Consider the following 20,854-nt stretch of genomic DNA (forward strand, 5'->3'; position numbering starts at 1 on the left):
AGCAGCAAAACAGCAACAAGAAAGAAAGACCATGGCAACGGGTGCGTTTCCATATTCACACACCGTCAAGACCAGCCGGATTGTCGATAAGGACGAAGCCATCACCGTCGCACCGGGCGACCAAGAGCTTCAGGCTATCGCCAAGGCCTACGATCTGGTGGCAATGAACAGTCTGGATGCACGGTTCACTCTTAAACCTTACCGAAAAGAGGGTGTTCGCGTCGTTGGAACAATCAGGACTGCAATCGTGCAGACCTGCGTTGTTTCGCTCGAACCGTTTGAAAGCAGTTTGGAGCTTGAGGTCGACAGGACATTCGAGCCGACATCGAGCCGTCCTGCGCGGATCAGGGATCTGAACGAAGACGGTGAAATTGAAATAGACCTGGAATCGCTGGATCCGCCGGACGTTATCATGGATGGCGTGCTCGACCTGGGAGCCCTGATTTGCGAAGAACTTGCGCTGTCGCTTGATCCTTTTCCGAGAAAGGCAGGAGTGGAATTTGACGCAAACGAACAGGAAATACCGGAAGACGAAGAAGAAATCGGAAAGAAGCCGTCTCCTTTTGCAGCTCTGGAGGGTTTAAAGATCACGAAGGAAGACTGACATGAAAGCTTCTTTGAGAACGGATAGGGGAATAAAAATTGTCTTCAAACCGGGTTTTCAACGTCAGTTCTGAATGAGTCCATGAAAACGGTTGTCACTCCGACCAAAACCTTTATGTTCGCGCCCGATCCGGGCACCTGCCAAACGGGCATTACTCCTTTGAACGCGCTATATGGTGTGTTCTTGAATGTGAAACGTTAAAAGACCTTCTGAATGGCGAAAACAATTCCGATTTCCTTGGATGCCATGGGCGGAGATAACGGGGCCGATGTTGTCATTCCCGGAGCGGAAATAGCGCTCGTAAGACACCCGGATATTCGGTTCCTTCTTTATGGCAACGAAAACGTGGTGCGCCCGCTGCTGGAACAGTATCCGCGCGTACGGGACGCCTCGGTGCTGCATCATTGCGACGTCTCCATTGCCATGGACACAAAGCCAAGCCAGGCACTCCGGCAGGGAAGGTGGCGCTCGAGCATGTGGCGGTCGATCGAGGCGGTTAAGTCCGGCGACGCGTCTGTCGCTGTTTCGGCCGGCAACACGGGTGCAATGATGGCTATGTCGAAGTTCTGCCTTCGGACGATGGCCAACATCGAACGTCCGGCGATTGCGGCTATCTGGCCGACAACGCGAGGAGAATCGGTGGTTCTCGACGTCGGCGCGACCATAGGTGCTGACGCGCAGCAACTGATCGACTTTGCAATTCTTGGCGGCGCGATGGCACGTGCGCTCTTTGGCGTTCAGCGCCCAAGTGTCGGGTTGCTGAATATCGGCGTTGAGGAGGTCAAGGGACTGGAAGAGGTCCGCACCGCCGGTCGCCTGTTGCGCGAAACCCCGCTGAGATCACTTGAATATGCTGGTTTCGTCGAAGGGGACGACCTCGGCAAGGGAACGGTCGACGTTGTCGTTACAGAAGGGTTTGCGGGAAACATTGCGCTGAAAACCGCTGAAGGGACTGCCAAGCAGATCGGCAGCTATCTGCGGTCCGCAATGAATCGTACATTCATGTCCAAGATCGGATACCTGTTTGCCAAGGGAGCTTTCGACCTGTTGCGTGAGAAAATGGACCCGCGCAAGGTCAATGGAGGCGTTTTCCTGGGACTGAACGGCATTGTGATCAAAAGCCATGGGGGAACGGATGCTGAGGGCTATGCCTCCGCGATCGATCTGGCCTATGACATGGTGAAAAATGAACTGACCCACAAGATCGCGCAGGATCTTGTGCATTACCATCGTGGCCGCTTCGCAGAAGCCGCGCCGACATCGGAAGGTGATTTGTGAGCGTAATCCGTTCTATCGTGACCGGCTGCGGCAGTTTTCTGCCGGAGAAAGTTCTGACCAATAGCGATCTCGCCAAGATGGTGGACACATCTGATGAGTGGATCGTCCAGCGTACGGGTATCGAGCAACGTCACATCGCCTCCGAGGGACAGGTAACATCCGACCTTGCACTTGAAGCTGCGCAACGCGCCCTTCAAAACGCCGGGAGAGATGCGACCGACATCGATACGATTATCCTGGCAACGGCGACTCCCGACAATACATTCCCGGCGACTGCTGTTACCGTTCAGGCCAGCCTTGGGATTACCCACGGCTTCGCGTTCGATGTTCAGGCTGTCTGCTCCGGTTTTGTCTATGCCCTCACGACGGCAGACGCTTACATTCGCGCAGGTTTGTCAGAGCGGTGCCTTGTCATCGGAGCAGAGACTTTCTCCCGCATTTTGGACTGGGAAGACCGGACCACCTGTGTGCTCTTCGGAGACGGCGCAGGGGCTCTGGTCGTGGAAAAGTCCGAAAGTGAAGGCACGACCAGCGACAGGGGAATTCTCACCTCGCATCTGCGTTCTGACGGAAGACACAAGGAAAAGCTTTACGTTGATGGCGGGCCGTCGGCGACCCAAACGGTCGGGCACCTTCGAATGGAAGGCCGTGAAGTATTCAAACATGCCGTCGGCATGATCACCGATGTGATCGAGGATGCTTACGAAGCGACCGGTTTTACGTCGGATGATCTCGACTGGTTTGTCCCGCATCAGGCCAACAAGCGCATTATTGACGCAAGTGCCAAGAAGCTCAGGATTGCACCTGAAAAGGTGGTCACAACGGTACAAATGCACGGCAACACTTCAGCAGCATCGATTCCCCTGGCGCTCGATACCGCAATCACGGACGGACGTGTCAAAAAGAACGATCTTGTGATGCTGGAGGCAATGGGTGGCGGATTTACCTGGGGATCGGTTCTTCTGCGCTGGTAGCGGGCCGGACCACCTTTGCCGACAAAACTTCTCTTGATGCCGAGTTCCGGTTGACCGGCTCGCCGTGAGGCAATACCGTAGGGCCTTGCGTTGGAGTTCTCTTGCAAAATCAGCCAGATCGCTGGCGTCGTTGTGGAGGGGTTATGGGCAATCGGACTATTACCCGTGCGGATCTGTGTGAAGCCGTTTATCAAAAGGTCGGCTTGTCGCGGACCGAGTCATCTGAATTGGTTGAACGTGTACTTTCTGAAATTTCAGACTGTCTTGTCACCGGAGAATCGGTAAAATTGTCAAGCTTCGGTTCATTTGTGGTCCGCTCGAAGGGTGAGCGTATCGGCCGCAATCCGAAGACCGGCGAGGAAGTGCCGATTTCGCCGCGTAGAGTGATGGTTTTCAAACCATCTAACGTATTGAAACAGCGGATCAATGATGCGCTGACTGGACAGGCCAGCAAATAAACAAAGACCGGATGAGTTCACAGGAAAAAAGCCCGGACGCCTTTCGGACGATCAGCGAAGTCGCAGAAGACCTGGACTTGCCGCAGCATGTGCTGCGGTTTTGGGAAACACGTTTTTCACAGATCAAGCCGCTCAAACGCGGCGGTGGCCGGCGTTACTACCGGCCGGACGATGTTGAGCTTCTCAAGGGGATCCGGCATCTGCTCTATGGTGAGGGCTACACGATCAAGGGCGTGCAGCGGATCCTGAAAGAGCAGGGGCAGCGTTTTGTCACCCAGATCTGGCGCGAAGATGCCTCCCCGCTGCAGGCGATGGCGCCGAACAGTGACGAAAACGTTGCTGATGTCGAATTGCCGCCTGTTGCAAACTTATCCCAGGAAGCCCTTCCAAATGGCGTGCTACCCGAAACGAGCGCGGAGGAAAGCGCACCGTCCTCATCCGGTGGGTTGAATATTCTGAACAGGCTGCGGGGCGACAAATCTGCCTCCAGCCCAAGCGTTGGCAAATCTGCTGTCTCAAAAGAAGACATACGCCGATTGCAGGCAACTCTGTTCGAGCTTCTTGAGTGCAAGCGGACACTGGATCAGGCGCGTTAAAGGCGCCACACGTCACCCGGACTTCTTGTTGAACATCTTCCCGATAAGGCCGCGTTTTTTCGTGTCGACGTCGCGGTTTTGAGGAGCGACCTGCGCTTCTCTGGCAAAGTCCCGCAATTCAGCCATGGACATTTTTTGTGACGGCCGTCTTTGGGGACGGGAACTGCCAGCCGGCTCTGTTGCCGGAGCCGAAACTGTTTCGGCTGATGTCACGTCTTCGCTCGCCTGAAGCGCGGGACTGCTCGACTCGGTTTCCGGAACTGTTTCCGACTTTGCCTCAGGTATGATGCCAACAGGCACCTCAATGAACTCAACCGGCGCCGGCTCTTCGGTTGCGGGAGCTGTATTTTCCGCGTTCAGCTCCGCCAGGCGCGCCAGGATAGCGGCATCGACCGGATCATCAGGATCAAGATCCTTGTCCTCATCCTCGTGAGAGTCGAAACCCATATGCTTTTGATCGGGTCTCAGCCAGTCGCGAAGCTCCGCGGGTCTGTCGACATGGGCTGCGACGTCCGGCGTTTCCATCACGCTCAACTCGACCCTATCCGGGCCTGACCCGCCTGCCGCGTGTATGCTGATCTTCGTCTTGTCGCCGTTGTCTTTTTCAAGAACAATGCCGTTTTCAGGCTTGCTGCCCGACTTCAGCGTGAGCCGAACGAAATCATAGAGCTTCTCAACAAGGTATTCCGCCGGACGCCAGGATGGCTGAAAAGCGACGTTGTACCCGATGAGCCATTGTGCACCAGAGGCAACAACACCGGTTTGCTCCCTGCCGCTTACCTTGTCGAATTCCGGATAGACGTGGCAATGCAGGTAAAGAAGCAGCGGATCGCCTGAGGTCGCAAGGCGTTTGAAATCCGTGCTGCTAAGCAAAAATGTGCTCGGACCCCAGAAGATTGATTCTGCTTCTGTTTCATCGACAAGCAGCAGGGCAACGGACTTTGTGAAAGCCATTGCCTGCATGGCTTCTTCGGATGTGTCGAAACCTGAGCCGGCTTCTCCGATATCATTAACGCCGGAATGCGGTGCCGCGCCGGAGGCTGGGGCGATCTTCTGAACCGAAATGTGCGTGCAGGCCGAAATCGTTTCGTCTACGCGGGGATGTCCGCTAATGGCGCTTTCCAGTGAGAACGTATCGAGGGCGACCTGTAGATAATCATCTTCGGCAAACGGCACCGATTGCGTGACGGATACCTGATAGAGACCGCAACGCATTGAAATATCATGCATTGCCGGTGCATCCAACACTTCGCAATCGTTGGCATCCAGACCTGAGGCGCGGGCTGCCGATATCACTGCGTCCTTGAGCGTCTCATCGCTCAAGGGTCCAAACTGCCGGCACAGGATCTGGCAGTCTATGCTCGCAAGAGTGTGTATCTTCAATTCATTGACCGCAAATTCGATTTCAAACTTCCGCAAGGGTAAACAAAACCGGTGAACAAGGTATTAGCAAAATTCAGGATAATTGCGTTGTGGCGTAGCTTGCGGTCAAACCGGCAGGCGTTATTCCAGTCCCATGCAGCTGGCGTAAAAGCTCGTTGTCGCCGGCCAGTCTGAAAAGATGCCGGTAACACCAACGTCTTGTGCAAGTACATCAACGACTTCAAGCATTTTTCCATCGCTGTCGATCACATCGCCCACGGACTGATAGTACCAGCCGCCACCTTCATGAAGCGGACCGGATCGTTCAAGCGTCCAGGTGATGATGTTGAGTCCGGCCGATTTTGCCGCCGTGGCGTAGGGCGAAGGCACGATCATGCCATCCTCGAGCGTCAAAAGCACAAACAGGGGTGGGGCTATGTAATTGACACCCATCTCCTTCAACTCGGCCATTGACGGTTCAAACGTTGACGGATCGAGTGGATCAAGGTTCCGCCGCCCGTCGAGAAAAACCGCCTGCTTGCCGAATTCCGGTTCGTTTTCGATCCAGTAAAGAACATGTGCAAGGTTGAAGGACTGTGCAAACACATCCTCCGGCGCGATATCCATGGCCTTGTAGTCATCGATAAGTTTCTGGGCATAGTCGTCCTGCGTGAAGCCGTCGAACGGCATGGCCACTTTGGGCGCTTTCAGTTCCGGCGTGAATTTCGCGCCGAGCTCCTTGAACAGGGCGATGGATTCCCTGTGGGTCATCAAGGTTCCGGTCTTGCCGTAAAGCTCGGTGCGCCAGGGAGCCGTCCCCTTCATGTAGGCGTCGATGCTTTGCGCGTTCTTGTTCGCGCTGTCCATCTTGCCGTTCAGGGCTCTGAATTCGTCGAGCGTCAGATCTGATGTACGGCACTCGGCAGACGCCTGTGCACCTCCGCTGGCAGGTGTAAAGCCGGCTGTGCATTTGCCGGCAAGTTCCGTTACCAGAATATCGGTTGTTGTGTGCAGGTCGTTTTGCGAGTGCCGGCACACCAGTTCCTTGTCTTTTGTAAAGGTTACATCGCATTCCAGTATCCCCGCACCCATCAACGCGCCCGCGCGGTATCCTTCTTCCGTGTGTTCGGGAAACTGCAATGGCGCGCCGCGGTGACCTATGGAAAACATTGTGCGTTTGGCTGGTTGTCCGATGCAGCTCTTTAGTTTCTGTTTCAAGCTTCCTTCCTCCATCTGGCTGACCAGGTAGGCCGGTCGGGGGCCGAGCTCGACGCTGCCCGCCAACGAAGCGGTTGGAGCAAGGAAGAAAATTGTGAGGAGTGGAAATACAAAAGGGCGCATCAGAGACCTGAATGTTGGTTGCGACGTTGAGTTGAGATCGATCTGGTCAACTCATTCGCCAGCTGATTTGAAGCGATTCCGGCCCTCGAACCGAGAGCCCTCTCTTGTAGCGGACATTTTCGTCACAAAGCTCAAGAATGGCGAAGCGCTGTAACAGTGTCGTGAAAATGATGTCCATGTCGAGGCGGGCCAAATGGTTGCCGAGACAGAAGTGGGCGCCGCGCCCGAAGGCGATATGCCAGTTGGGCGTTCGCCCGATGTCGAACCTGTCGGCCTCCGGAAACTGTTTGGGATCGCGGTTTGCCGACCCGTATAGAACACCGAACTTTGTGCCGCGAGGAAAGTGGTCACCGCAGATTTCAACATCTTCGGTGCAATAGCGATGAAAGAAGGGCAGGGGAGACTCATAACGGAACATCTCCTGGACAGCTGTCTTCATCAGGGACGGTTCGTCGCGCAACCTTTGCATTTCGGAGGGAAACTTCAACAGAGCATGCATACCGCTTCCAAGGACGTCGATTGTCGATCCGTGTCCGGCCATCAGGATCAGCATTGCGGTTGAAAACAATTCGTCATGAGACATGAGGCCTTGCCGCTCCGCATCGATCATCAGTGAAAGCAGATCGTCTTTCGGCAGTTTTTCTCGGTTGGCTTTGAGCTCCAGGAGATACTGGTAGAATTCCGTCGTGTTCTCTTCCGCCAGCCGTTTCCGTTCATCGGAACGGTCAATGTCGAAAAACTGGACAATATTCTCGGACCAGATGCGCAGTTGAGGGCAGTCTTCATCGGGGACGCCAAGAATACGGCCGATAATGTGTCCGGGAACATGCGCGGCCAGGTCCTCGACGAAATCGATTTGCGGCCTGTCTGCCAATTTCGCAAACAGGGCGTCGACATAAATCTGAATATCGTTACGCAGTCTGTTGACCATGACTGGGGTAAACAGCTTGAAAACCTGCTTGCGCAAGCGGTCGTGAATGTCACCGTCGCTGTCGAGGAGAGAAAACTGCACAAATCGACTGTGGTGCGGCATGTCGTGCCAGTTACCAGCTTTTTTCTGGCGGGCGATATCGTCCGCGCTGGCAACATGCTCCATCGACCGCACCATCTTGTCATGCATGACGATGGCAGAAACATCGTCGAACCGGGCGGCGAGCCACACATCAAAGTCCTCAAAGTAAGTCAACCCGGGCCGCGACCGTAGAGCTGCGTAGTACGGATGCGGGTCTTTTGCGAACGCTTCTGACAAAGGATTGAACGCTTGGTCTGTGGACGGGCTCATTCAGGGCTCATGGAAAGGCGTATGATGATTTAAAATCGTGATTCTTGTCAGCGTCGCGTTTTTGGCCGGGAAACTTCAAGAGGAGAGAGGCGTTTGACCGCCTTTTTCTGCAATTTACCACAATTCGTGCCGCGGATAGCAATGCTGCTGAGGATAACGAGGAAAGGCAAGAACTGACGATACCCGGTTCCAGGGACAAACCGTAACGATAGGGCGAGATGTCGCGAATACGCGCGACCATTGGAAGCGTAACAAATGCACATGAGGCTGAAATGCAGGTGCCGGAAGCATTCAGGGAAGAATACGAAACGTTTTTGACGGAAACAGGATTCGACAATCCTGATCCTCAGGAATTGTTGATGGAACTGGCGTCCCTGAGCATGGAAGTGTACCTGAAAGAGATCTGCTGGCTGTCTGATTTTATCGGCAAGGTCAGTCAAAAGAGCCACCGGGCTGCCTGATCAAAAGGTATGCACGGATAACCACTGTTCCTTCATGCCCAGGTCCGGCTCCTTTGGCTTGATGAAGCTGCTACATTCCCCTGCGTCGCCTTTACCATAATCTCGAATACTTACTGCCTAGTCTTAGTACAACGAGTTTTGTTTCGCCTTGGAACGTGCGTATGCCCAACATTTCGAGTACATTACGGGTTGAAGTAGTTGTGCGGCCCCTGCTTCTAGCGGGTGTCTTGATTGTTTGTTTTGCATATACACTTTTTAATTAAAATTTTACTGGAATTGGAAGGGTTTCATTTCCTATATAAGCTTCAATTTATGGTAAATTTGACGATTTTTTCTAGGCAAAACAACTCATAGCGAATAATACTGATCACGTGAGGCCTGAAACAGTCCGTTGGTTGATTGCAAGGGCCTCCGGAGACCGGGTTCTTTTGAAGACCGGTTTGAAGAGCATCCTGTCCATTTCTCGCTGACCGCATCAATTCGGACTTTTGGCAAAACGTAGTGGGGGGTTCCTTGGGACCTGAAAACGTTTCGACATTGTTTAATGCGTATTCAGCGTGCCGTTCCCGGCTCTACGCACTCGGCTGTTCTGTGCGTGTGCTGCGCGACTTCAGTGAGGTCATTCCCGCGCTTGAGGCCTGCGGCAAGGATGTGACCCCTTTTTTCCAGACGCGTTTTTTTGATTTCAACGGACACAACGGCTTTTGTCATGTCGCCTTCGCGAACGAAGAACCGGTTTCGTTCTACTGCAGTCAGCTTTTCGACACCGGCGGCATGAATTATCTGGAATATCACCGGGTCCAACTGGCGCGGATCTACGGTGCCGACTACGAGGTCGACATGTCCTGGATATGTCCGCCGATGAAAGAGATCCAGGGCAAGGTGATCTATTCCGGCGACGCTCTCAATGTCAAAGGGTTCGGCTCTGCACGCTTGGCGCTCGAACGCTTGGCGCTGATCGCCCGGATGAACCTCTATCTGGGACTGGCCACTTGGCAGGAGGCCAACGCATGCGTTGGTCTTGCGCGCGCCAACAGGGTGCAAAAATCATTGGGCGACATCTACGGAGCCTTCCATCGTTACCCATATGCAACCAGATGGATCAATCCGCCGGAAGATCGTGAACAGGATGACATGTTCTTGTTCAATTGGCCGTCTGACGTGCTCTATCTTGCAAAAATAGATGCTCATGAAACTGGGCAGCCGTCGGAAGCGTCAGATTGATAAGAACCGGTTGGGGCGTCCCGAGCCAGAGCCTTTCGATAAGTCGGTAGTAGCTGACCGGAATGTTTGTCAGCGCTCCGGGAGGCGAAACCTCCATCTCCACAAGTTCAAAGACCCGATCGCCCTGGGCAGCTCTTGCATACCCGCCGGCAACCGCCTGGTCGAACTGGGGATCCTGATTTCGGATTGCGGAAGCAATATCGCTCCCGAACTGTCCTTCCATCACTTCCTTGATGTAGCTGTTCTTGCCAACATACCCGATCTGAGGAATATGATCGCCCATCGCCTCGATTGAGGTAAACACCACGCGGTGGAATTGCGGCATGTCGGGACGAAACGTCGCCTGGGAAAACCGCAGGTACGCGTCAAGTTCCTGAATGTGCTGTCCCGCCAACCCTTTCATGTTTGCAGGATCAAGGCGTTTGATGTGCATTCATTTTGCTCCATTTGCCACAGGCATTCCACCAGCCTGTAACAATCGAGAATAATCCCGGTCCACGTGCCGCGCACGAAGTCCCGCCAGTTCGAGTTTGCATCATACCCTTCAATTACAACCGAACAAACTACCTGATATCATACCCGCTTTTCCATATCCGTAAAAATAGGGGCAACTACATCCTGCGAACACCACTGGCCGTTTAACAAAGCGCCGGTGTTCGAATTTTTGTGCCGGCGCTCTGCAGACAAGGGAAACGGGAACAAACGCCCGCGGTTGGTGCGCGAGCCGGCAGATTTTCGCGGGAGTATTTACCTTGTCGACTTGGAGCGGCTTCAGGCACGTGAAAATTGTGTCCAAAGTTAACCAAGCAACTGAAAAGCTTGTACGGCAGGGTTAATAATTTCCAAATGCGATTGACACCCGGTCGGCAAACAAGATACGAGGACGATGTCGGGGCCCGTAATAGTTGAACAACGGAAGAGAACAATCATGTTTGGACATGCGCGCACTGCGTTAGCAGCCGCACTCCTTTTTGCGAGCAGCGCAGCAGCAAGCGCTTTGCCAGTGACTGCCGATTGGCAGACTGTTGGCGGCGGCGGCTTCGATAACGGCTACGCGACGACGATCACATTCGACAAAAATGCTGCACGCGGCACCACCAACGATCGCGACAATGCCGCGAACGCTCTTGGATCAGCAGATTCAGATTTCTTTGAGATCGGATTTGGCAGCTATGTCGACCTCACATTCGGCACCTTGTTCGATACAAGCGTTAAGTTGTTTGAGATTACCTTCGGTACCGTGACGAACTGGCCGGAAAGCGCTGAGATCTTTGTTGGCGATGGCGTTTCGTTCACATCGATCGGCATGATCTCAAATGCGGACGCGCAGGGTGGCGGCATTCTCCCGATACTTCTCGACGGCACATTCGATACGGTTCGTATCAAGGACACATCCCCGGATCAGGGAAGGTTGACCGGCGGGTTTGACATTGATGCCGTGCGCGTCACTCCGGTGCCATTGCCGGCTGGCGCTCTGCTTCTCGCGACGGGTCTGGGCGGTTTGGCCCTTCTGCGCCGTCGGCGTCGCCAAGCATAAGTTTCCAAACCTCAACGATTAAAAGATCCCGCCTTCCATATCTTGGTTGGCGGGGTTTTTCGTTGGTGCAATTGCAGCTGAAGGTCGTGGCAAACTATGTTGTCACCAAAGTCGCCTGAGGCCCAACGGTGGATGGATAAAACCGAACCTTTGCTGCTTGCCTGAAACCGCCGGTTTTCATTCCGCCCGAAGAGACGGAACCGACCGTCTGTCGCACATTGGTGTGTTGCAATTACAACTGAAATACGCGTGCAAACTTGTGGTTCCCGAGCGTCAACAGAGGCCGATTCCCAGGCCGGAACCCCGACGGAAAACACCGCAGCCACGAGGCTTGGTGCCGTCTGAGCCGAGAGAAACCACTGAGCTCAAGCGGCAAAAAGTGCGCTGGCATCTTCGCGCAAGCGGCGGATAATCGTTTGGACCCGATGGGACTGGACGGTGTCCGGATGCGCGTGCAGATGCAGCTGACGCGAAACCTCGGCTTCTTTACCGCCGGCCCTTTCAAGCTCACTGTTCTGTTTGCCCAGGCACACAGGAAGAACGCCCTTGCCAAGCCCTCTTTGAATGCAGGCTTCAACCATTCCCAGGTCGTCTGCGAGGATGCGCACCGGCTCATCTCGCTCTCTCAACTTGTCCGTTAGCACACTTGGTGCCTTACGGGTCGTGTTGATGTCGCGCGCCGCAACCCATTCTGTGTCGCGTTCGTTTATGCCTTGCTTGACATAGAGAGCAAAGGGAACCTCAACCAGCTTGATAGCGAACTCCCCAACTTGAGGCGGGTCCTCGAACCAGAGAGAAACCGTTGCTGCGGTCCTGGAGGAAATGCCCTCGGGTTTGGAAACCAGCCGGACCGTCAGTTTGGGATAGGAAGCCACGAGCGAGGGAAGAAAGTGAGCTGCCAGAAACTGCAAGATCCATTGCTCGCCAAGGATACAGATTTCACCGATCGGTTCATTGCCTTCTGAGGAAGCGGCTTGGATGATCCGGTCAGTCCGTCGCTCGATTTCCAACGCATCCGCGATGATTTTCTGGCCGGTCTCTGTTGGCAATATGCCAGACTTTGAGCGCAGGAAAAGAGTGGTGCCGAGTGACCGTTCCAGTGACGTCAATCTGCGCCCTACGGTGGATTGATCGATTTCCAGAACTTGCGAGGCACGCTTCAAAGAACCGGCGCGCACCAGAGCGAGCAGAATACGAATATCATCCCAGTTCAAATCCATTTCGACGCCTCTATGCAGAAGTATTGCTTCGCCTGTGTTTCTGTCTGGTTCGAGCGGACCGTAGCTTCAGAAGCGCATGTGGCACGTATCTTTCGATCCACTCATTGTTTTTCCGGGTTCCATTTGAATGGCCTCACCCAGCTTGGTGATCCGACAATCCGGATCGATTAGGTGAGCGCCTCTCAAACGAAAGAGACAATTGTTCTCTTTAGCCTTGATGGGGTCGGTTGAATGATCTGGACTTGCGCCTGCGCCGTGCCGCAAAGGCGAGGCCGGATACACCCATCAGCAGAAGGGGTGCGGCTGCTGGCAATGGCACGGGTTTGATGTCCGAGGTCTCGGAGAAAATTGCCCATGTTGTGCCGTCGCTGGCAAAATTGATCCCCGACGTACTTGTGGTGAGCGCCTCTGGTATCATGCTGGCAGCTGAGAGGTTGTTGAACAGCGACGCAACAACGGTGAGACCATCTAAATCAAACGGTGTCCTGACCGCGCAGGATTGCTCCAATCCGCATCCTCTGACCAGGTTAGGGAACGAATCAAAGTCACCCAGCACGCTGTCTGTCAGCACCTGATCGCGAAGCGCCGCACTCGCGGCAAGAGATGTAACCTCATCTCCGGCAAACAGAAAATCGGAGAGTTCATCACAGCCAGCCGCTGCGTCTGCACAACTGCCTTCAAAGAACTCCACGTCGTAGAGAGTCCCGTTGACATCAACGCCGGTGGCACCGGTCAAAATACCCATTTCAATGTTGAGGGTGGCCGCGTGACCAGAGACACCAAGAACGAAAAGAAAAAATGTTGTGAAAATTACTATCCGTATTTCTGAAAAAATTTTCATCTCATCACCTATCAAAGAATCGTATCTTGACTTTGATCCAGTCACGCGGCCGTCCCTATGCGACAATGCCAATCACAGAACCTGGGCAGGCTTGAGCATGCACCGATAACGCGACGGTACTCATGCATTTAGGGTCAGTGAAATATCAGTTGCCCACCTGCGGAGGTTTGATCGCTGGCCTTGTTGCCGACACTCGAAATGTGAATGAGGATTGTTTCACGCGGTTTTCGCGCTTTGTTTCAATTGTAAAAGGTGCGTAGCTTGTTTTGATACAATTGAAACAATTGCAGGAAGCATCGCGTGCAGGCTCTGGTTTGTTCAGCCGCCAAAGACCCGCTCGGTTTCGAGACGCGGAGCGAGATTTTTTAGGTCAAGGCGGACTGGTGAGTCGCAAGTAACCTCAACCCGAAAAAGCGCAGTAAAACCGTTGGCCAAAGTCGTTTTTCAAAGGGAAACCAGCGAAAACCTGTCTGCAAATCTTCACAGATCGAGTGCGCTTGAACGCCGCGCCGCGAAGGGTCAACTGACCTCTTCTGCGCGACCCGCGTGTTCACTTGCAGGGGCAGCAATTCTTCCTCGTTGCGGCAGCGCCGGGCGGAGGCCCATAGAACACAAAAGAAGCGCCAGTTCCAGGTTTAGGCACTCGAGTCTTCCGGCAAAAGTTCGAAAACTTCTATGGCGTCCTCATACCCCTTGATGCTGGCTTCTCCCGCCGAACGGACCCTGATACGGCCTTCAACACGGGTCGCCAATTCAGCGCTGACCAGAATGCTGGTTTTCTTTTCGCGGTTGAGCCCTTCAAGCCTGGAGGCAAAATTGACCGTGTCTCCAAGAGCCGTGTAGTTGAGGCGGTCCGAACTGCCCACATTACCGACGATGGCCTCGCCGGCATGAAGGCCGATCCGGGTGCGCAGTGGCAGAATGTCCTCGTCTGACCAGGAATCCGTTTCGGCCTTGCAGGCTTCGATCACGGCAAGCGCAGCGCGGCAGGCTTTCACCGGATGATCTTCCACCAGGTTCGGCGCGTTCCAGAACGCCATGACCGCGTCGCCAATAAACTTATCGATCGTTGCATCGTGCTCCAGAAGCGTTTGCGTGACGACTTCGAAATACCGCGACATCCGGTTCATGACTTCTTCCGGCGGAAGCTTGGACGACATGGCGGTGAAGTTCTCAATGTCCATGAAGAGAACCGTAACGTCCCGTTTCTCGCCGCCGGGTTCGGGTATTTCCTGCCGCTTGATCATCTGCTGGACAAGGGCCTTCGGCACATATCTGCCAAACGTCAGGAGCGATGTGCGCATCTGGTCCAGAGCGGTTTCGAGCTGGAAAACCTCGTTGACGACGGAGGAACGCGCAAACGGCTTGTCGAGCTCAAAATTCCGGATGCGTCGCGTGCCTTTCGCCAAAGTCTTGAGCGGGCGCGACAAGGAGCGCGAAACAAGCCAGATAACGGGGATGCTGCACAGCGCGATGAGGGCGGACACGAGGATCGTTCTTTGGGAGGCCTTGGTGATTTCACCGATCACTTCGCGTGAAGGCAGGGCAATTGCCAGATTTTCGCGCTCGCCGGCCCCAAGCCCGATCGCGGATATGTGCGTCATCCAGGGGTGGCCGCTTACCTCGACGGTCTTGATCGTATCACGATCCCGGTTGCGAATTTGATCCTGAAGCGCCGCAAGGGCAGCGTATCTGTCATCGCCATCAGGACTGTCCTTAAGCGAGGAATGTGCGAGGAGCGTGCCCTCATGACTGATGATGGCCAGCACGCCAGACTTCGCTTGAGGTTCTGAATCCAGAAACGAACTGAGGTCCGAGAGTGTAATGTCGACGCCGACGACACCGCGCGGATGTCTTTTGCTGACTGTCAGACCCGGTCTTTTCGAGCCTGTGAACAGGTAGACGTCCGTGCGCTCCACAAAAGGACTGTCGATGGCCTGCTTGTACCAGGGCCGCTCTCGCGGATCGTACGAGATCTCGTCTTCGTTCGAGTTTGTATGAAGCGTGACACTGTTCTCGTCCAGAAAGCGGTCGATCTGCACCGGACGTGACCGGTCACCCCTCAAGATGATCTGCTCGCGATAAACCGTTCCCTCCGGTGCGCGCATTTCTTCAAGGCGTGCTTCGGGCAGGGTGCGCGTGGCACCGACCAGATAGTTGCTGCCGTCGTCGTAGCCGATATAGATATTGGCGATTTGCGGCACGGCGGAAAGAAACGAGATCAGCCGTTTGCGCGCCGGGTGGCCGCTTGCCTTCGGATCGACGTTGACGTCGAGCCAGTCACCTGAATATCGCGCGATGGCGTTGATCGGTTCGATCAGGGAGGCGGTCTGGAGCCGCACGACTTCGGCGGACCGTTCCATCAGCTCGCGCCCCGCCGTCAGGGCCGTCTCCCGGTTGGCATAGTGGGTATAGGAAATGATCGTTGCCGCGAGTGCCAGCGCAACGCTCAAGGTCACCGTGAACAGGCTGACGGTTATGGAAAGTCTGGAAAGTGGTTTCATCAGCCCCATTCGTCGCCCCACGACGAGCGCCTGTTTTCGGCGCTTAGTTTCGAAGCTATTGGCCTGACTGGGCCTTTGCAAGAGCGGGCAGGGGTGTTCAGCCTTTCTAGCAACAGGAGATTTTTACTTGTTGCTGCTGAAATGATTGGTCGGGCAGGCCGGATTTGAACCGACGACCCCTTCACCCCCAGTGAAGTGCGCTACCAGGCTGCGCTACTGCCCGAACGGCTCCTACCTAACTTGTTCACATTAAGAGCGCAAGCGGCTTGTTGCGCCCGGAGCCGGGTTTACCCAGCCATCCGTCTTTTGATGGCCTTCGGAGACAAGGCGCCGCCGTCGTTCGAGCCTGTCCGTCGCGATCATGCCCCAGGCAAGCCCGTAGAGCATGTACATGTGCCGCCAGCGGTCAGTGTCGATGACCACCGACAGGATCAGATGCGCCACAAAGACGGCAAAGACACATTGAAGAAAGCCGGTCCAGGGACGAGGCTTGAAGAGGAGAGGCACCATGGCGGCAAGCGTCCAGATTGCCAGTGCAATGTAGGTTGCCCCGCCAAGCCAGCCGTAGGTGGTGAAGCCCTTCAGGTAGACGTTGTGGGTGTCTTCCGGAAAGTAATTTCGAAAACCGAGCGGTCCGAGGCCGAGCGGGTGTTCCATCACCAGCTGAAATCCGAGGGCGTAACGTGCAAAACGGCCGAGACGGGAGCTGTCGTAGTCCTGAACCAGACGCGCACGCTGCTCGAACATATCCGCGACCGTGTCGATTGAGAGCGCGGCTGCCAACAGGGCGAACACGGCCAGCACGCCGGTTATTCCGAGCATGATCAGCCTCATGCGGCGTCGATTGCGTTGTTCTGTGACCAGCGCAAGGAAATAGACAACAAGCACGCCGGCAAAAAGCACGCCCCAGGCGCCCCTGGAAAAACTCAGGAAAATGCCGAGCAGCAGGATGGTGAGCGGCACCAGCAGAATGAAATTCCGAAAGACGGAGTCACTGAGCAGTTTACGGATGATCAGCAGTGTCGGCAGGACCAGAAAAGGCCCGAAGACGTTTGGATCCTGGAATGTTCCGCGCGCGCGGTCATAGAGCGTGAAATATTCGGCTCCCGGAAACAGGTTGAAGTAGCCGGCGATACCGATTGCCGAAACCACCACGGCGCTGATCGTGTAACCGTTTTGAATGATGCGAAAGCGGCCGGGGTCGTCGGCGAGGATGGCCGCATAGAAGATAGCGGTGATCGCAAGGAACCCCGACACGGCCATATACATGGAGGCATCGCCGATGTCCTTGGCGATGGGGATCGAGGCAATCCCGCCGGTGATGTAGAGAATGAGGCAAATGACAAGCGGCCCGAACTCCCGGCGCAGTTTGAGACCGCAAGCGAGCCAGACCACAGACAGCAGCACCATGTAGAGTTCGTAGGGTGCCGGTTCCTCAATCACGAATCCGGACAGAAAGGCAGCGAGCCAAAGTGCGCCGTTGCCAAGGCTCTTGACCGGCAGGCCGATTGGCGCATGCAGGCGGGCATCGCCAAAATGTCCGCCCGCGACACTCAATAGGCGTTCTCCGTATTGAGCAGACGAAACGGCGTCAAGAGCAGGATTTTCAGGTCGAGCAGGATGGACCAGTTCTCAATGTAGTAGACGTCGCACTCAACACGTTTCTGGATTTTTTCCTGCGTGTCCACTTCACCGCGCCAGCCGTTGATCTGCGCCCAGCCGGTAACGCCCGGCTTGACCTTGTGACGCGCAAAATACCCGTCGACGACGTCATCCCAGGTCGTGTTGTCCGTGTGGGCGTTGACGGCATGCGGACGCGGTCCGACCAGCGACAGGCTGCCGGCGAGCACGTTGAAGAGTTGCGGCAACTCGTCGATGGATGTCTTTCGGATAAAGCGCCCGACCCGTGTCACCCGCGGGTCGCCCTTCGTCACGACCTGCTTTGCATCCGGATCCGCCATTTCCGTGTACATGGACCGGAATTTCAGGACATCGATGATCTCGTTGTTGAAGCCATAGCGCTTCTGGCGGAACAGAACCGGTCCCTTGCTGTCGAGTTTGATTGCGATCGCAGCTGCAATCATCAGAGGGAAAAGGGTCACGATCGCCAGAGAGGCGAATATCAGGTCGAAGATGCGCTTGCCAACCATGTCCCAGTTCGCGATCGGCTTCTCAACGACATCGACAAAAGGAACGGTTCCGATAAACGACGCGCCGCGGTTGCGGAACCTGACCTTGTCGGTGTGCGCGGAAAGACGGATGTCGACCGGCAGGATCCAGAGCTTCTTCAAAAGCTCCAGAACCCTTTGCTCGGCGCGCAGCGGAATGCAGACGATCAGCATGTCGATACGGGCCAGCCGGGCGAACTCCACCAGATCGCTGATATTGCCCAGCTTCGGGTACCCTGCCACAACGGGCGGCGAGCGGTCGTTGTTCCGGTCATCGAATATGCCGCAGATGCGGATGTCGTTGTCCGGTTGCGCTTCCAGTTCGTGGATCAGCTCCGCTGCCGCAGTGCCACCGCCGACGATAATGGCACGCCGTTCCAGGCGTCCGCTGTTCATCCAGTGTCTGACGAGCGAATAGACGACAAAGCGGGACAGGCAAAATCCGGCAAGTCCAAGCGCGAACCACGCGCCGATCCAGGTATCCGACAGGCCCGACCCGATCCCGGTCGTTGAGCGCAGGAGTGCAAGCATTGCGAAGACAAGGGTCCAGCCGGCCGCCACGCGCCCCAATTGCGACAGGCCCTGGCGCATGACCGTGACCTGATAAACGTCCGCGGCCTGGAAAAAGGCGAGGGTGAAGAGAACGGCTGCACCCGTGACCAGGCCATGAGACCAGCTCGCAACGCTCTCTGCACCTCCGGCCATGGCGGCCGCAGCAGCGATGACGATCAGCAGGATATCGGTCAGACGCACCAAACCGGTCAGGACAGGAACGGAAACACCCTTTCCGCCAAGACTTTGTGCAATCTGAACCGCCCCGGCGGAAAGGCCGTTGCCGGCCTGTGACAACGTATGGAAATTCTGCGGGCCGATAGCGTCGTTAACACTGTGCCGGAACTGTTTTTCCATATTCTGTCGCAGGTCCACGCCTGTCTTGTCTTCCGGAGCGGGGCCGACAATCTCGGTGGGTTTGAACGCGGGGTTGCTCATTATCGGTTGCTCGATCTGGCGTATACGGACTGGTTTCGCGAAAGACCTCCGGTCGCAGCCGTTGCACCGGCAGCGGATGTTTCCGCCGTCTTGAGGCCTTTCAGCTCCTGATAGAGTGTCGTAATGCGATCGCTCATGAGCTCGACGGAGAAAGTCTCCGCCAGGCAGCTGCCCAACTCTCTGGCATCCGCAGTCATTTTGCCCGGATCGATCAGTGCGTTTTCCATTGCGACTGTCAGCTTGCCGATATGCCCCGGTTCGATCAGGCGGTCGGCATATCTGCCGAATATCTCCGGGATGCCGCCGACACGTGTTGCAATGAGCGGACGCTGAGCTGCCACGGTTTCCAGAACGATGTAGGGCATTGCCTCAGCGCGGGACGGCACGACAATCGTTTTGGCAAGATGGAAGGCCTCAGGTGCGGGCAGGGCGCCATGAAAGGTCACGGCTTTGTCCAGGCCAAGCATGCCGACCATGCGGCGGTACTTTTCCTCGTCCGGGCCTTCACCCACGATATGCGCGCTTGGCGCTTCGCCGGTCTTTAGGCGGATATTGTAAAGTGCCTCAATGAAGAGATCCGTTCCCTTCAGGTCGCGGAGCATGCCGATGTAAAGAAAGTCATCTGCATCCGGGCCGACTTCGACGGGCTTGAACTCGCTCGGGGTCAAGCCGTTATAGACCATCCGCGTCTTTGCGCTTGGGCGGCCGACCTTGCTCTCATAGGCGGCCGCTTCATAGTCGGAAACAAAGACGATGCCGTCGGTCAAACGCCCCAAGATACGCTCCAGCGTGTGGTAGACACGTCCTTCGAACCGGTTGGGATCGTAATGCAGGCTGCCCCCGTGAGGACAATAGACCCGCGCGGTCCTGTTGCCGCGCAACCTCAGCACTGATCCGATAAGACGCGCGTATGCACCGCCTTTTGCACCATGCCCGTGCAAGATATCGGGGCGCAGGTCCCTCACGTGTTTATAGAGAGAATGCGTCGCGGACAGATCCTGAAAAGTCAGCTGACGCTGCATTGGAAAGCGTTCCAGGCCGAGAGAAAGCGTGGATTTGAGCTCCTCCACAAGCCTGTTGTCGAATGTGCTGCCCGTACTGCTGTCGCAGATCACGCCGACATCATGTCCTGCTTCCGTCTGCGCAGTCGCAAGGTCGCGGATATGACGGAAAATTCCGCCAATAGGCGACCGGACACAATGCACGATCCGCATTGGGGTCGTTGTCATGGTGCAGTTTCCCTGTTTTTACCCCCGGGTTTCTTTTTGAACCCGTGGAGCACTAGGGCTGCACACTAGCAAAGGGAGATGAGTCCCCAGTTAATTTACGGAGGATTAGAAGTAGCGTTCCCGAACGTAAATCGTATCACCCGGACGCACCGGGTCCGAAATGGGAACACGACCGTTTAGAATTTCACCATTAATCTGACGGGTGATGTCGACATTGGTCTGCTGGGCCCGGGTGCTGAAGCCACCTGCTGTTGCGATGGCATTCTGAACGGTCATGCCCGCAACGTAGTTGTACTGGCCTGCATCTTGCACTTCACCCATGATAAAGATGGGTCTGTAGGTGTCCACTTCGACTGAGACGTCGGGATTGCGGATATATCCTTGCCGCAATTTGGCGGCAATCTCGGAGGCGAGACCTTGTTGGGTTTGGCCTCTTGCGGCAACGCTGCCGATGAGCGGAAAGGAGATATACCCTGCCTGATCAACAACATAGGTGTTTGAGAGGTCTTCCTGACCGAACACGATGATGCGCAGCCGGTCGCTTGAATCCAAGCGGTAAGGCTGGGTCAGCGTTTCATGAAACGCGGTCGGTGGCTGTCTGTACCCGCTGCACGCAGCAAGGCCCAGGCAAAGACCCAGGACCAGAAGCGCTTTCGTTCGCATCAACGACTCTCCTACAATTCCGTAACAGCATCGCGTGTTATGGTTAATTGAGGGTGAAGAGCGTTTTCGGGCTGAAAAAGGAACGTCGCGGCTCTAAAGGCAATTATTAACGGGGACAAACG

19 protein-coding genes and 1 tRNA gene are annotated in these 20,854 nt (G+C 55.5%); 8 read left to right on the forward strand and 12 right to left on the reverse strand.

Going from position 1 to position 20,854, the window contains the following annotated elements; translation table 11 throughout:
• Positions 1 to 31: 31 nt before the first annotated feature.
• The 5 genes from ABVF61_RS22105 to ABVF61_RS22125 all read left to right on the forward strand — a co-directional run bounded on the left by ABVF61_RS22105 (position 32) and on the right by ABVF61_RS22125 (position 3,910).
• Positions 32 to 604 (forward strand): YceD family protein, encoded by a 573-nt coding sequence (locus ABVF61_RS22105; RefSeq protein ID WP_353995693.1) that lies wholly within the window; start codon positions 32 to 34, stop codon positions 602 to 604.
• 213 nt (positions 605 to 817) lie between these two features.
• Positions 818 to 1,882: a phosphate acyltransferase PlsX gene (gene plsX / locus ABVF61_RS22110; RefSeq protein ID WP_353995694.1), complete on the forward strand. Its 1,065-nt coding sequence runs from the start codon at positions 818 to 820 to the stop codon at positions 1,880 to 1,882.
• Entirely contained in the window at positions 1,879 to 2,856 is a 978-nt protein-coding gene (locus ABVF61_RS22115; protein WP_353995695.1) for a beta-ketoacyl-ACP synthase III, read from the forward strand. The genes plsX and ABVF61_RS22115 overlap by 4 nt, the downstream gene beginning before the upstream one ends.
• Before the next feature lie 143 nt (positions 2,857 to 2,999).
• Positions 3,000 to 3,314, forward strand: coding sequence for an integration host factor subunit alpha (locus ABVF61_RS22120; protein ID WP_023003819.1), 315 nt, complete (start codon positions 3,000 to 3,002; stop codon positions 3,312 to 3,314).
• Positions 3,315 to 3,325: 11 nt separating this feature from the next.
• On the forward strand, positions 3,326 to 3,910 hold the full coding sequence (locus tag ABVF61_RS22125; protein WP_353995696.1) for a MerR family transcriptional regulator: 585 nt from the start codon (positions 3,326 to 3,328) through the stop codon (positions 3,908 to 3,910).
• Between the two features lie 12 nt (positions 3,911 to 3,922).
• On the opposite strand, the gene ABVF61_RS22130 is transcribed toward ABVF61_RS22125, so the two are convergent.
• From ABVF61_RS22130 to ABVF61_RS22140, 3 genes are all read right to left on the reverse strand, one after another.
• On the reverse strand, positions 3,923 to 5,293 hold the full coding sequence (locus ABVF61_RS22130) for a hypothetical protein (RefSeq protein ID WP_353995697.1): 1,371 nt from the start codon (positions 5,291 to 5,293) through the stop codon (positions 3,923 to 3,925).
• A gap of 120 nt (positions 5,294 to 5,413) precedes the next feature.
• A complete protein-coding gene (locus tag ABVF61_RS22135) occupies positions 5,414 to 6,613 on the reverse strand; it encodes a glycerophosphodiester phosphodiesterase family protein (protein WP_353995698.1) in 1,200 nt (399 codons plus the stop codon).
• A 46-nt stretch (positions 6,614 to 6,659) separates the two neighbouring features.
• Entirely contained in the window at positions 6,660 to 7,895 is a 1,236-nt protein-coding gene (locus tag ABVF61_RS22140) for a cytochrome P450 (protein ID WP_353995699.1), read from the reverse strand.
• 218 nt (positions 7,896 to 8,113) lie between these two features.
• Between ABVF61_RS22140 and ABVF61_RS22145 the strand changes: the two genes are divergently transcribed.
• Positions 8,114 to 8,356, forward strand: a complete 243-nt coding sequence (locus tag ABVF61_RS22145) for a hypothetical protein (protein WP_353995700.1) — start codon at positions 8,114 to 8,116, stop codon at positions 8,354 to 8,356.
• Between the two features lie 513 nt (positions 8,357 to 8,869).
• Positions 8,870 to 9,580, forward strand: coding sequence for a hypothetical protein (locus ABVF61_RS22150; protein WP_353995701.1), 711 nt, complete (start codon positions 8,870 to 8,872; stop codon positions 9,578 to 9,580).
• On the opposite strand, the gene ABVF61_RS22155 is transcribed toward ABVF61_RS22150, so the two are convergent.
• Complete coding sequence (locus ABVF61_RS22155; protein WP_353995702.1) at positions 9,501 to 10,013, reverse strand: hypothetical protein; 513 nt, start codon at positions 10,011 to 10,013, stop codon at positions 9,501 to 9,503. The genes ABVF61_RS22150 and ABVF61_RS22155 overlap by 80 nt on opposite strands.
• A 495-nt stretch (positions 10,014 to 10,508) precedes the next feature.
• Between ABVF61_RS22155 and ABVF61_RS22160 the strand changes: the two genes are divergently transcribed.
• Positions 10,509 to 11,117, forward strand: a complete 609-nt coding sequence (locus tag ABVF61_RS22160) for a VPLPA-CTERM sorting domain-containing protein (protein ID WP_353995703.1) — start codon at positions 10,509 to 10,511, stop codon at positions 11,115 to 11,117.
• 365 nt (positions 11,118 to 11,482) lie between these two features.
• Here ABVF61_RS22160 and ABVF61_RS22165 read toward each other — a convergent pair whose 3' ends face one another.
• From ABVF61_RS22165 to ABVF61_RS22200, 8 genes are all read right to left on the reverse strand, one after another.
• Positions 11,483 to 12,337 carry a LysR family transcriptional regulator gene (locus ABVF61_RS22165; protein ID WP_353995704.1) on the reverse strand — a complete coding sequence of 285 codons (855 nt, stop codon included), beginning with the start codon at positions 12,335 to 12,337 and terminating at the stop codon, positions 11,483 to 11,485.
• A 208-nt stretch (positions 12,338 to 12,545) separates the two neighbouring features.
• The gene (locus ABVF61_RS22170; RefSeq protein ID WP_353995705.1) at positions 12,546 to 13,178 is read right to left on the reverse strand and encodes a hypothetical protein; all 633 of its coding nucleotides are present in this window, start codon (positions 13,176 to 13,178) and stop codon (positions 12,546 to 12,548) included.
• A 635-nt stretch (positions 13,179 to 13,813) separates the two neighbouring features.
• Entirely contained in the window at positions 13,814 to 15,682 is a 1,869-nt protein-coding gene (locus tag ABVF61_RS22175; RefSeq protein ID WP_353995706.1) for an adenylate/guanylate cyclase domain-containing protein, read from the reverse strand.
• A 146-nt stretch (positions 15,683 to 15,828) separates the two neighbouring features.
• Positions 15,829 to 15,905 (reverse strand) — tRNA-Pro (locus ABVF61_RS22180).
• Between the two features lie 26 nt (positions 15,906 to 15,931).
• Positions 15,932 to 17,239 carry an O-antigen ligase family protein gene (locus ABVF61_RS22185; RefSeq protein ID WP_353995707.1) on the reverse strand — a complete coding sequence of 436 codons (1,308 nt, stop codon included), beginning with the start codon at positions 17,237 to 17,239 and terminating at the stop codon, positions 15,932 to 15,934.
• Positions 17,236 to 18,840 carry an undecaprenyl-phosphate glucose phosphotransferase gene (locus ABVF61_RS22190; RefSeq protein WP_353995708.1) on the reverse strand — a complete coding sequence of 535 codons (1,605 nt, stop codon included), beginning with the start codon at positions 18,838 to 18,840 and terminating at the stop codon, positions 17,236 to 17,238. Before ABVF61_RS22190 ends, ABVF61_RS22185 begins: the two co-directional genes overlap by 4 nt.
• Positions 18,840 to 20,069 (reverse strand): glycosyltransferase, encoded by a 1,230-nt coding sequence (locus ABVF61_RS22195; RefSeq protein ID WP_353995709.1) that lies wholly within the window; start codon positions 20,067 to 20,069, stop codon positions 18,840 to 18,842. Before ABVF61_RS22195 ends, ABVF61_RS22190 begins: the two co-directional genes overlap by 1 nt.
• A gap of 105 nt (positions 20,070 to 20,174) precedes the next feature.
• Complete coding sequence (locus tag ABVF61_RS22200; protein ID WP_353995710.1) at positions 20,175 to 20,732, reverse strand: polysaccharide biosynthesis/export family protein; 558 nt, start codon at positions 20,730 to 20,732, stop codon at positions 20,175 to 20,177.
• Positions 20,733 to 20,854 lie beyond the last annotated feature (122 nt).

Source organism: Roseibium sp. HPY-6 (assembly GCF_040530035.1).
Classification (GTDB): Bacteria; Pseudomonadota; Alphaproteobacteria; order Rhizobiales; family Stappiaceae; genus Roseibium.